Origin of the sequence: Streptomyces sp. NPDC047085, from assembly GCF_040643735.1 — a bacterium.
Classification (GTDB): domain Bacteria; phylum Actinomycetota; class Actinomycetes; order Streptomycetales; family Streptomycetaceae; genus Streptomyces.
In genome coordinates, this window is record NZ_JBEYUW010000015.1 from 92152 (window position 1) to 104281 (window position 12130).

Genomic DNA, 12130 nt, shown 5'->3' on the forward strand with positions numbered 1-12130 from the left:
CAACCTCCGCCTCAATCCGGACATCTGGGGACCGGGGCTTCGGCATGGCCGGGAACGGCAAGGGCCCTGACGACCCGTCGGTCGCCAGGGCCCCACGCGCGCGTACGGCTGCCGCCTCGCGCTTCGGTCCCTAATCGGCAGTCCCTGATCGGAAGTCCCTGACCGGCAGTTCCTAATCGGCTGCCACGACGGTGACTTCACCGATGCCGAGCGCCTCGACCGGCGCCTTGATCTGGGCGGCGTCACCGACGAGGACGGTCACCATGCGGTCCACCGGGAAGGCGTTGACGACCGCCGCGGTGGCCTCCACGGTGCCGGTGGCGGCGAGCCGCTGGTACAGATGCGCCTGGAAGTCGTCGGGCAGGTGCTGCTCGACCTGGTCGGCCAGCGTGCTCGCGACGGCCGCCGCGGTCTCGTACTTCAGCGGCGCCACCCCGACGAGGTTCTGCACGGCGACGTCCCGCTCGGCGTCGGTCAGGCCCTCCGCGGCGAGTGTGCGCAGCACCGTCCACAGGTCCTGGAGCGCGGGGCCGGTGTTCGGGGTGTCCACGGAGCCGCTGATGGCGAGCATCGCGGCGCCGGTGCCGTCCGGTGCGGAGCGCAGGACCTGCCCGAAGGCGCGCACGCCGTAGGTGTAGCCCTTCTCCTCGCGCAGGACGCGGTCCAGGCGGGAGGTGAGGGTGCCGCCGAGGCAGTAGGTGCCGAGCACCTGGGCGGGCCACACCTGGTCGTGCCGGTCGGGTCCGATCCGGCCGATGAGCAGCTGCGTCTGGACGGCGCCGGGCCGGTCGACGATGACGACGCGGCCGGTGTCGTCGGCGGACACGGGAGGCACCGGACGCGGCTGCCCGGGGGTGCCGGTCCAGGCGCCCAGGGTGTCGCCGAGCAGCGCGTCCAGGTCGGTGCCGGTGAGGTCGCCGACGACGACCACGGTGGCCGTGGCGGGGCGCACATGGCGGTCGTAGAAGGCGCGTACGGCGGCCGCGTCGATCTTCTCGACCGTGTCCTCGGTGCCCTGACGCGGGCGGGACATGCGCGAGGTGGCCGGGAACAGCTCCTTGGAGAGTTCCTTCGCGGCCCGGCGGCCGGGGTTGGCCAGCTCGTGCGGGATCTCGTCCAGGCGGTTGCGGACCAGCCGCTCGACCTCGCTCTCGGCGAAGGCGGGCGCGCGCAGGGCGTCGGAGAGCAGGCCGAGACCCTTGGCCAGCCGGGAGGCCGGGACCTCCAGACTGAGCCGGACGCCGGGGTGGTCGGCGTGCGCGTCGAGCGTGGCGCCGGCCCGCTCCAGCTCGGCGGCGAACTCCTCGGCGGAGTGCTTGTCGGTGCCCTCGGAGAAGGCCCGCGCCATGATCGTGGCGACGCCGTCCAGGCCGCCCGGCTCGGCGTCCAGGGGCGCGCCCAGCAGCACCTCGACGGCGACGACCTGCTGGCCGGGGCGGTGGCAGCGCAGGACGGTCAGGCCGTTGTCCAGCGCGCCGCGCTCGGGGGCGGGGAAGGCCCAGGGCTTGGCCTCGCCGGGCTGCGGCTGGGGGTGGAAGTCCATCGTGGCGAGCTCGGTCACCGGTCCGTCTCCTCGTTGTCGTTCTGGTCGGCCGGGGCGACGCCCGCTTCCACGGTGGCTTCCGACTCCGGGTCCTCGCCGCGCCCCGCCTCCTCGGTGTGCTCGGCGGACTCGGCGGACAGCGGCTCGTAGACGAGGACCGCGCGGTTGTCGGGGCGCAGGCGGGCCTTGGCGACCTCCTGCACCTCCTCGGCGGTCACGGCCAGGATGCGCTGGACGGCCGTGAGGGCGAGCTGCGGGTCGCCGAACAGGACGGCGTACCGGCACAGTTCGTCGGCGCGGCCGGCGACCGTGCCGAGCCGGTCCAGCCATTCGCGCTCCAGCTGGGCCTGGGCGCGCTCCATCTCCTCGGGCGTGGGGCCCTCCTCGGCGAACCGGGCGAGCTCCTCGTCGATGGCGGCCTCGATCACGGGCACCTCGACGTCACCGGAGGTCTTCACGTCCAGCCAGCCCAGCGAGGGCGCGCCGGCCAGCCGCAGCAGGCCGAAGCCGGCCGCCACGGCCGTGCGGTCGCGGCGCACGAGCCGGTTGTACAGGCGGGAGGACTCGCCGCCGCCGAGGACGGTGAGCGCCAGGTCGGCCGCGTCGCACGCGCGCGTGCCGTCGTGCGGGAGCCGGTAGGCGGCCATCAGGGCGCGGGCCGGGACCTCCTCCACGACGACCTCGCGCAGCTGCTCGCCGATGACCTCGGGCAGGGAGCCTTCGCGGGGCTGGGGCTTGCCGTCGTGCGCCGGGATGGACCCGAAGTACTTCTCGATCCAGGCGAGGGTCTGCTGGGGGTCGATGTCGCCGACCACGGAGAGCACCGCGTTGTTCGGCGCGTAGTAGGTGCGGAAGAACTGGCGGGCGTCCTCCAGGGTGGCCGCGTCCAGGTCCGCCATGGAGCCGATCGGCGTGTGGTGGTACGGGTGGCCCTCGGGATAGGCGAGGGCGGTCAGCCGCTCGAAGGCGGTGCCGTAGGGCACGTTGTCGTAGCGCTGGCGGCGTTCGTTCTTGACGACGTCCCGCTGGTTCTCCATGGACTCGTCGTCCAGGGCGGCGAGCAGGGAGCCCATGCGGTCGGCCTCCAGCCAGAGGGCGAGCTCCAGCTGGTGGGCGGGCATGGTCTCGAAGTAGTTGGTGCGCTCGAAGCTGGTGGTGCCGTTGAGCGAGCCGCCGGCGCCCTGGACCAGCTCGAAGTGGCCGTTGCCCTTCACCTGGCCCGAGCCCTGGAACATCAGGTGCTCGAAAAGGTGAGCCAGGCCGGTACGTCCCTTGACTTCGTGGCGGGAACCGACGTCGTACCAGAGGCAGACCGCCGCCACCGGGGTCAGGTGGTCCTCGGAGAGCACCACGCGCAGACCGTTGGCCAGGCGGTGCTCGGTCGCTGCCAGGCCCCCGGAGCCTGCCTCGGCTGTGGTCGTGTGACCCATGGGCATGTACGTCCCTTCGCGAGCGGAAGCGGTTGATAGAAACCGCGGTTTTCCTGCCGTTCCTGCCACTGTATGCAAAGCGTGCGAGGCCTCGGCGGAGTTCCCGCGGGACGTACGCCCACAGCGGATCGCGTAGCCTGCGTCAGGCGTGCCGTCGGACGGTTCCCGGGCACCGGGGGGACGGCTCCCGGCGCCGGTCGCGCCTGCGGGGGACCGGGTCGCGGCTCGGGTTGTCAGTGCCGCGGTCCACAATGGTCCGCGTCAGATCCGTCAAGCGCGAGCAGAAATCAGGAGGAGCCGGCGATGGCCCGCCGCAGCACGAAGACCCCGCCGCCCGACGATTCGTACGAGGAGAAGATCCTCGACATCGACGTCGTGGACGAGATGCGTGGCTCCTACCTCGAGTACGCGTACTCGGTCATCTACTCGCGCGCCCTGCCGGACGCCCGTGACGGCCTCAAGCCGGTGCACCGCCGCATCGTGTACCAGATGAACGAGATGGGCGTGCGCCCGGACCGCGCGTACGTGAAGTGCGCCCGTGTCGTCGGCGAGGTCATGGGCAAGCTCCACCCGCACGGCGACGCGTCGATCTACGACGCGCTGGTGCGCATGGCGCAGCCCTTCTCGATGCGGCTCCCGCTGGTCGACGGCCACGGCAACTTCGGCTCGCTGGGCAACGACGACCCGCCGGCCGCCATGCGGTACACCGAGTGCCGGATGGCCGAGGCGACGGGCCTGATGACCGAGTCGATCGACGAGGACACGGTCGACTTCACGCCGAACTACGACGGCCAGGAGCAGGAGCCGGTCGCACTGCCCGCCGCTTTCCCGAACCTGCTGGTCAACGGCTCCTCGGGCATCGCGGTCGGCATGGCGACGAACATGCCGCCGCACAACCTGCGGGAGGTCATCGCGGCCGCCCGCCACCTGATCAAGCACCCGAACGCGGACCTGGACGCGCTGATGCGGCACGTCCCGGGCCCGGACCTGCCCACCGGCGGCCGGATCGTCGGCCTGGACGGCATCCGGGACGCGTACGCGTCGGGCCGCGGCACCTTCAGGATGCGCGCGACGGTCTCGATCGAGACGGTGACCGCCCGCCGCAAGGGCCTGGTCGTCACCGAACTGCCCTTCACGGTCGGCCCGGAGAAGGTGATCGCGAAGATCAAGGACCTGGTCAACGCGAAGAAGGTCCAGGGCATCGCCGACATCAAGGACCTCACCGACCGCGAGCACGGCCTGCGCCTGGTCATCGAGATCAAGAACGGCTTCGTGCCGGAGGCGATCCTGGAGCAGCTGTACAAGCTGACCCCGATGGAGGAGTCCTTCGGCATCAACAACGTGGCCCTGGTCGACGGCCAGCCGCTCACCCTGGGCCTCAAGGAGCTGCTGGAGGTCTACCTCGATCACCGCTTCGACGTCGTCCGGCGGCGCAGCGAGTTCCGCCGCACCAAGCGCCGGGACCGGCTGCACCTGGTCGAGGGTCTGCTGACCGCCCTGGTCGACATCGACGAGGTCATCCGGCTGATCCGGTCCAGCGAGAACTCCGCGCAGGCCAAGGAGCGCCTGATGGAGCGCTTCTCGCTGAGCGAGGTCCAGACCCAGTACATCCTCGACACGCCGCTGCGCCGGCTCACTAAGTACGACCGCATCGAGCTGGAGGCGGAGAAGGACAAGCTCACCGCGGAGATCGAGGAGCTGACCCGGATCCTGGAGTCGGACGCGGAGCTGCGCAAGCTGGTCTCGGCCGAACTGGCCGCCGTGGCCAAGAAGTTCGGCACCGACCGGCGCACGGTCCTGCTGGAGTCCGCGGGCGCCCCGGTGGCCGCCGTGCCGCTGCAGGTCGCCGACGACCCGTGCCGGGTGCTGCTGTCCTCGACCGGCTTGCTCGCCCGTACGGCGGGCGACGCGCCGTTCCCGGAGGACAAGGGCGCCCGGCGCGCCAAGCACGACGTGATCGTCTCGGCGGTCCCGGCGACCGCGCGCGGGGAGATCGGCGCGGTGACCTCGGCGGGCCGTCTGCTGCGGATCAACGTGGTGGACCTGCCCCAGCTGCCCGAGACGGCGACGGCCCCGAACCTCTCCGGAGGAGCGCCGCTGGCGGAGTTCGTCTCCCTGGAGGACGACGAGACGGTGATCTGCCTGACCACGCTGGACGAGTCCTCCCCCGGTCTGGCGCTCGGCACCGAGCAGGGTGTCGTCAAGCGCGTGGTGCCCGACTACCCGTCCAACAAGGACGAGTTGGAGGTCATCACCCTCAAGGAGGGCGACCGGATCGTCGGCGCGGCGGAGCTGCGCACCGGCGAGGAGGACCTGGTGTTCATCACGGACGACGCGCAGCTGCTGCGCTACCAGGCCTCTCAGGTCCGTCCGCAGGGCCGCCCGGCGGGCGGTGTGGCCGGCATCAAGCTCTCCGAGGGCGCCAAGGTCATCTCCTTCACGGCGGTCGACCCGGCCGCCGACGCGGTGGTCTTCACGGTGGCGGGCTCGCGCGGCACGCTGGACGACTCCGTGCAGACGACGGCCAAGCTGACCCCGTTCGACCAGTACCCGCGCAAGGGCCGGGCCACCGGCGGCGTGCGCTGCCAGCGGTTCCTGAAGGGCGAGGACTGCCTGGCGCTGGCCTGGGCGGGCGCGACCCCGGCCCGGGCGGCGCAGAAGAACGGCACCCCGGCGGACCTGCCGGAGCTGGACCCGCGCCGTGACGGCTCGGGCACCTCGCTGCCGAAGACGGTGGCGGTGGTGGCGGGGCCGGTGTTCTAGAGGGCCGGCTCTTCCAGGTCCGCCTCGTCCGGGCCCTGTACGTAGCGCAGGACGCCCCACATGCCGTGCTCGTCGGCGTGTGGGGCGTCGTTCTTGCACCCCTCGAGTTCCTTGCGGAGCGTGTCCGCGCCGATCCCGGAGCCGATCAGCACGAGCTGGGTGCGGCGGGCGTCGGCCGGGCCCCACGGCTCCGGGTAGAACCGCAGGAACCGGCCGACGGCGTGTACGGCGTACCGGTTGCGGGTGTCGTACGGCCCGAAGTCGACGTACCCCTTGATCCGGTACAGCCCCTCGGGCCGGCTGTCCAGGAACCCCATGAGCCGCCGGGGGTCCATGGGCACGTCGGAGTCGAAGGACAGGCTGTCGTACCCGGTGTGCAGATGACCGGCGTGATCGTGCTCGTCCTCGCCGTGCTCGTGGAGGTCGTCGAAGGACAGTTGCCCGAGGCGCTCCTCGCCCGGCCTGCAGTCGAAGAGGAACTCGGGGTCGACGCGGCCGTAGGTGGCGGGGACGACGGCGGCGCGGTCGGCGAGCGAGCGGACCAGGCCGAGGACGCGGTCGGCATCCGGCGCCCGGTCGAGCTTGTTGACCACGACGAGGTCGGCGAGGGCGAGGTGCCGGTCGATCTCGGGGTGCCGGCCGCGGGTGTCGTCGAACTCGGCGGCGTCGACGACCTCGACGAGGCCGCCGTAGACGATGCCGGGATGCTCGCTGGCGAGCACCATCCGCACGAGTTCCTGCGGCTCCGCGAGGCCGCTGGCCTCGATGACGATGACGTCGATGCGGGCGGCGGGCGCGGCGAGCCGGTCGAGATAGACGTCCAGTTCGCTCGCGTCCACGGAACAGCACAGGCAGCCGTTGCCGAGCGAGACGGTCGAGTCGCCGAGGGCGCCCGCGACGGCCATGGCGTCGATCTCGATGGCGCCGAAGTCGTTGACGATCGCCCCGATGCGGCTGCCCCCGCCGCGGTGCAGCAGATGGTTGAGGAGCGTGGTCTTCCCGGAGCCCAGGAATCCGGCGAGCACGACGACGGGGATCTGCTGCGGACTGCGGTTGTTGCCCAACGGGCGGCACCTCGACTCGGCGATTGAGGAATTGCTGAGCGACCAGGATACGAGCGGGAGGAAACTCGGCGAAGTGAACGATTGTTAGCACGTCTTGCGGGGCAGACGTTGGACATGGCGCCGAGGTGTGCGACCCTCGCTTCCCTCTGTGCGCCTCCTCTCCGCCTCCCCGCCGATCAGAGCCGCTCGGCAGTCTGGGAGGCGGCCCGGGGGTGTCTTCCGGAGCACGCCGGCCGGAAGCAACGGAGCTGTGCCTGCTCGTAAAGCCCTGAGGAACACGCCCAGCGCCGCCCTTATCTCGCCGGTCCCCTCCGTCGACCCGCGCCCGACGACAGGCGGACGGCCGCCCGAATCGGGGGTTGACATGGTCACACAGAAGTCGGGGAAGCGTGGGCTGAACGCCGTCACGGCGGCCCTCATGCTGTCGGTCGGCACCGCCGCCGGCTACCTGGCCCATCGCCGCACCCTGGACGCCCTCCTGCGCGCCAACGCCGAACTGCTGCGGCGCCTGGAAACCCTGGAGGAGGAGCGGCGCCGGGCCACCCGTCGCGCGGACCGGATCGAGTACCAGCGCGATCACCGCAACCTGCTGCTGGCCGGCATGCGCGACCCGGATCTGCTGCCCGTCCTGGACGCCTACGACGCGGCCGTGTCCCCACAGGTCCAGAAGCAGTACCTGTTCGCCAACGCCCTGTACGTCCACGCCGTGCACGGCTACCGGACCGGCCTGCTCAGCCGCGCCGAACTGCGCGGCTACGTCCGAGGCCTGTTCCAGAGCCCGGCCATGCGCGCCTACTGGGACGCCACCAGCCATCACCGGGCGAGCCTTCCCGACGGCTCGGAGGAGGCCGAGGTCGGCCGGATGACCGACGAGCTGCTGGCGGAGCTGGACGACGCGGAGACGGAGGAGTGGTGGGTGGTGGGGAACCCGGCGGACGAGACTCCCCACTGATGTCCCGGCAACAGGTACGCGTCGTCGCGCCCCTGACCTTCTTCCGAATCACTCGCTCAGACCTCCCGGGTCCCGCCCCACGAACGATCTCCGCAGGCTAGGTTGTCCCCGCCTGCCCCGCGCGCACACCAACGCCGCCCCGGCGGGCACCACCGTCGTTGCCACCCCGGACCCACCCCCGTTCCTGGCGGCCGGCACGAGGACAGCCACTGACCGACCAAGCAAGGACCGGGATCGACGTGAAGATCGTGCGCCGTATCGGTGCGTCACCTCGTGAAAGAGGGAGCGTGACCGGACAGACCTGCCCGGACATCTTTGAACTGCAGAGCGGAGACTTCGCGGTGATCGGCACCGACCGCACCGCGGAACTCGATGCCGTGCTGCCCGCCGACGCGGCCCGCGCCGACTACGAACGCATCGTGGTCATCAGCCGCGAGACGCTGGTGCGCGCCAAGGCGGATATTCCGGACGCGTAGCGCGTAGCGCGGAGGCGGAGGCCGGGGCCGCGGGTTCGCCCGGGGTGGCGGATTCGTCCGGGGCGGGGCTTCGCCCGGGTGGCGCCGGCGTCGGTGCCGGCATCAGCAGCAGTACCGGCATGGGCATCGGCGGGCCCGCATCAGTGGGGCGTGGCGGGGAGGGGCGGTCGCTGACGCGGGCGTGTGCCGTGCGCCTCGCGTACGCCGTGCCGTCGTTCCCGCCGGGTGCACGCGCCCCTGCGCCGCGCGTGCGCCGTGGAACCCCCGGCGCGCATCCGTGCGCCGGGGCCGCCGGACAGGGCCGGGACAGGGCCGGGACGGCGGCGGGCCCGCTCCCGGCTCAGGCCTGTGCGGGCACCGCGACCGGCGGTTCCGGGCCCACATAGCGGGCCACCGGGCGGATGATCTTCGGGTCGGCCGCCTGCTCCAGGATGTTGGCGCTCCAGCCCACCACGCGTGCCGCCGCGAAGGTGGGGGTGAACATCTCGCGGGGAAGGCCGCACAGTTCCATGACCACGCCGGCGTAGAACTCGACGTTGGTGTGGAGTTCACGGCCGGGCTTGAGTTCGGCGAGGATCGCCTCGACGCGGCGCTCGACCTCGACGGCGAAGTCGACCCGCGCGCTCCCGAAGCCGAGGGCGATCTCGCGCAGCATCCGCGAACGGGGGTCCTCGGTGCGGTAGACGGCGTGCCCGAAGCCCATGATCCGGTCACCCGCGAGCACCCGCTCCCGGATCCAGGGATCGATCCGGTCCGGCGTGCCGATCGCGTCCAGCGTGTCCAGCGCACGGCTCGGCGCCCCGCCGTGCAGCGGTCCGGAAAGCGCGCCCACGGCCCCCACCAGGCAGGCCGCGACATCGGCGCCCGTGGACGCGATGACCCGCGCGGTGAAGGTGGACGCATTGAATCCGTGATCAATGGTTGAGATCAGGTATTGCTCGACCGCACGCGCCTTGCAGGGATCCGGTTCCTCTCCGGTGAGCATGTAGAGGTAGTTGGCCGCGTACGGCAGGTCCTCGCGCGGCTCCACCGGGTCCAGGCCCTGCCCGAGCCGGTACAGCGCGGTGAGCAGCGTGGGCACGGCCGCACAGGCGGCGATGGTGTCGGCGCGCCGCCGGCCCTCGTCGATGTCGTAGACCGGGCGGAACCCCTGGGCCGCGCCGAGCAGCGACAGCGCCGAACGCAGCCCGGCCAGCGGACCGGAGATCCGGCTCGCCGCGGCGACGGCGGGCAGCGCCGCGCGTACCTCCTCGGGCAGCCGGCGCAGCGCCGCGGTCTCGGCGACGAAGGCGGCACGCCGCTCCGCGTCCGGGAGCGCGCCGTGGACGAGCAGGTGCCAGACGTCCTCGAAGCCGCGGGTCCGCGCGAGTTCGACGGCCGAGTACTGACGGTAGTGGTAGAAGCCCTCGCGCCCTCGGACGTCTCCGATCCGGGTGTCGGTGACGACGACGCCCGCGAGACCACGCGGTACGTCGACGAGGGGCGCGGTCCTGTTGATGGACATGATGTTCCTCCCTGGACTTGATCCGACTGTCCATGCTTGACTCATTTCCTGTCAATATTGATTCGATCAATATGAAACAATCAACATGTGCAGAGGCGACTACGGTGACCCCATGCGCGATCACGAACCCGCTCCCGGCCGCCCCGGGCGAAGGCTCACGACCAAGGAGACGGCCGAACTGCTCGGCGTGAAGCCCGAGACGGTCTACGCCTACGTGAGCCGCGGCCTGCTCAGCAGCAGACGCGAGCCCGGTGGCCGTGCCAGCACCTTCGACACCAAGGAGGTGGAGGCCCTCGCCCGGCGCAACAGGCGTGAGGCTGCGGGTACTTCGGGATCCGGCGCCGACCTGTCCGTACGGACCCGCATCACGCTCATCGAGAAGGACCGCTACTACTTCCGTGGCGTCGACGCCACGGAGCTGGCCACCCGCCACTCCTACGAGGAGGTCGCGGAGTGGCTGTGGACGGGCCGCCCGGCCCCCGGTGCCACCTTCACCGCGCCCGAGGCCACCGTCGAGGTCGCCCGTCGCGCCGTGAACGCCCTGTCCGAACACACCTCCCCCACCGACCGGCTCCGCGTGGCCGCGATCGCCGCGGCGGCCGAGGACCCGCTGCGCTTCGACCTGTCCGAGGAGGCCGTGCTCGGCACGGGACGCGTCCTGATCCCCACGCTCGTCGCCGCACTGCCGCCGGCCCGGTACGACCACAAGGACGGCGGTCCGCTGGCCGAACGCCTGTGGGCCCGGCTGACCGGCCGCGCGCCCGACGAGGCCTCCCTGCGCGTCCTGGACACCGCCCTCGCCCTGCTCGCCGACCACGACCTGGCCGCCTCCACGCTGGCCGTCCGGGTCGCCGCCTCGGCCCGCGCGCACGCCTACGCGGCCGTCTCGGCCGGTCTCGGCGTCCTGGAGGGCCCGCTGCACGGCGCCGCCAGCGGCCTGGCCCACCGGATGCTGCTCGACGTGCTCGACCAGGGCACCGCGGTCCCCGTGATCGCCGACGAACTCCGAGCGGGCCGCCGTGTCCCCGGCCTCGGTCACCGGCTCTATTCCGGCGAGGACCCGCGCGCGCGGGTGCTGTTCGGGCTCCTGGAACAGGTCCCGCGCGCGGAGCCCGCCCTGCTCGCGGCCCGCGACGTCGTCGCCACGACCGCCCGCCACGCCCCGTTGCACGCCAACGTGGACCTGGCCCTGGCCGTGTTCACCGCCTCCTCCGGCATGCCCGCCACGGCCGGCGAGACGATCTTCGCCGTCGCCCGCACGGCGGGCTGGCTCGCGCACGCCCTGGAGGAGTACGGCGAGCGCCCGTTGCGCATGCGCCCCGTCGGTCACTACGTCGGTCCGCGGCCCCCGCAACCCGTGCCGAAGTAGGACACGATCACGGCCGGAAGTCGCCCTGAGCAGAGTCAGGTTAGGCTCACCTCTGTGAGTAGGTGCGCAACCGTGTCCCGGAGCCTCGACGAGCCCGTTTCCGGTACGGCGGCCACGGCGACGACGTGGCTGCTGCTGGAGCAGCCCGGTCCTTGGGGTGCCAAGGCGCTCACTTCGAGCCACCTGGACCCCGCGCTGGGCCGCGCCCTGGAGGCCGCCGCGGACGGAACGGGCGTACGCGTCGCCCTCATCCGGCGCCCCGGCCGCCACGCCGACCCCGGCACGCCCCCGATCCGGCAGGTGTACGCGGCCCACACCGTGCCCGGGAAGGTCTGGCTCCACAGCGCCACCACCCGCGATCCGAGCCGGCTGCTCGGCCTGGACTTCGCCGCGCTCGGCGCGGGCGACCACCGTTCCTTCGGCGCGGCGCTCGGCGGACGGCCGCACACCGGCGACCCGCTCGCCCTGGTGTGCACCAACGGCAAGCGCGACCGCTGCTGCGCCCTGCTCGGCCGGCCCCTCGCCGCCGAACTGGCCGCGTCCGGTGTCCAGGGCGTCTGGGAGGTCACCCATCTGGGTGGACATCGCTTCGCGCCGACGGTTCTCGTCCTGCCGTACGGCTACGCGTACGGCCGCGCCGAGGCGCACATCGTCAAGGAGGCCCTGCACCGCGCCCAGGAGGGGCGCGTGGTGGTCGAGGAGTGCCGCGGGCGCAGCGCCTGGGAACGTCCCGGCCAGGCCGCCGAGCTGGCCGTGCGCGCCGCGGCGGGCGAGTACGCGGCGGACGCGCTCAGCGTCGTACGGACCCAGGGCGCGGCGCCCCGCTGGGAGGTCACCGTCGCCCACACGGACGGCCGTGGGTGGCGCGTCACGGTGGCCCAGTCCGCCGGGCTGCCGCCGCGCCCGGAAAGCTGCGGCGCGGCGGTGCTGGGCACGCCGGCGCGGATGGACGTCGTATCGGTGCGCGAGCTCAGGACGACGGCACTGGCGAGCTGAGCACGCACCGAGGAACCGATTCCTCACCGAAGC

Annotated in this window: 9 protein-coding genes; 5 read left to right on the forward strand and 4 right to left on the reverse strand. The window is 72.3% G+C overall.

Annotation, left to right across the window (positions count from 1 at the left end):
- Positions 1 to 172: 172 nt before the first annotated feature.
- Together ABZ865_RS36065 and ABZ865_RS36070 are read right to left on the reverse strand one after the other, a co-directional pair.
- Complete coding sequence (locus ABZ865_RS36065; protein ID WP_361239880.1) at positions 173 to 1561, reverse strand: pitrilysin family protein; 1389 nt, start codon at positions 1559 to 1561, stop codon at positions 173 to 175.
- Positions 1558 to 2979 carry a pitrilysin family protein gene (locus tag ABZ865_RS36070; protein WP_361239882.1) on the reverse strand — a complete coding sequence of 474 codons (1422 nt, stop codon included), beginning with the start codon at positions 2977 to 2979 and terminating at the stop codon, positions 1558 to 1560. The genes ABZ865_RS36065 and ABZ865_RS36070 overlap by 4 nt, the downstream gene beginning before the upstream one ends.
- A 297-nt stretch (positions 2980 to 3276) precedes the next feature.
- Here ABZ865_RS36070 and ABZ865_RS36075 point away from each other — a divergent pair, with 297 nt between their 5' ends.
- The gene (locus ABZ865_RS36075; protein ID WP_361239884.1) at positions 3277 to 5736 is read left to right on the forward strand and encodes a DNA topoisomerase IV subunit A; all 2460 of its coding nucleotides are present in this window, start codon (positions 3277 to 3279) and stop codon (positions 5734 to 5736) included.
- Here the strand turns inward: ABZ865_RS36075 and ABZ865_RS36080 are convergent.
- Positions 5733 to 6800 (reverse strand): GTP-binding protein, encoded by a 1068-nt coding sequence (locus ABZ865_RS36080; protein ID WP_361239886.1) that lies wholly within the window; start codon positions 6798 to 6800, stop codon positions 5733 to 5735. The genes ABZ865_RS36075 and ABZ865_RS36080 overlap by 4 nt on opposite strands.
- A 364-nt stretch (positions 6801 to 7164) precedes the next feature.
- Here ABZ865_RS36080 and ABZ865_RS36085 point away from each other — a divergent pair, with 364 nt between their 5' ends.
- Together ABZ865_RS36085 and ABZ865_RS36090 are read left to right on the forward strand one after the other, a co-directional pair.
- A complete protein-coding gene (locus ABZ865_RS36085; RefSeq protein ID WP_361239888.1) occupies positions 7165 to 7752 on the forward strand; it encodes a DUF6082 family protein in 588 nt (195 codons plus the stop codon).
- Between the two features lie 239 nt (positions 7753 to 7991).
- On the forward strand, positions 7992 to 8228 hold the full coding sequence (locus ABZ865_RS36090; protein WP_361239890.1) for a hypothetical protein: 237 nt from the start codon (positions 7992 to 7994) through the stop codon (positions 8226 to 8228).
- 340 nt (positions 8229 to 8568) lie between these two features.
- Here ABZ865_RS36090 and ABZ865_RS36095 read toward each other — a convergent pair whose 3' ends face one another.
- Positions 8569 to 9732 carry a citrate synthase/methylcitrate synthase gene (locus tag ABZ865_RS36095; RefSeq protein WP_361239892.1) on the reverse strand — a complete coding sequence of 388 codons (1164 nt, stop codon included), beginning with the start codon at positions 9730 to 9732 and terminating at the stop codon, positions 8569 to 8571.
- Positions 9733 to 9844: 112 nt separating this feature from the next.
- Between ABZ865_RS36095 and ABZ865_RS36100 the strand changes: the two genes are divergently transcribed.
- Both ABZ865_RS36100 and ABZ865_RS36105 read left to right on the forward strand, forming a co-directional pair.
- On the forward strand, positions 9845 to 11101 hold the full coding sequence (locus tag ABZ865_RS36100) for a citrate synthase (protein WP_361239894.1): 1257 nt from the start codon (positions 9845 to 9847) through the stop codon (positions 11099 to 11101).
- A gap of 54 nt (positions 11102 to 11155) precedes the next feature.
- A complete protein-coding gene (locus ABZ865_RS36105) occupies positions 11156 to 12097 on the forward strand; it encodes a sucrase ferredoxin (protein ID WP_361239896.1) in 942 nt (313 codons plus the stop codon).
- Positions 12098 to 12130 lie beyond the last annotated feature (33 nt).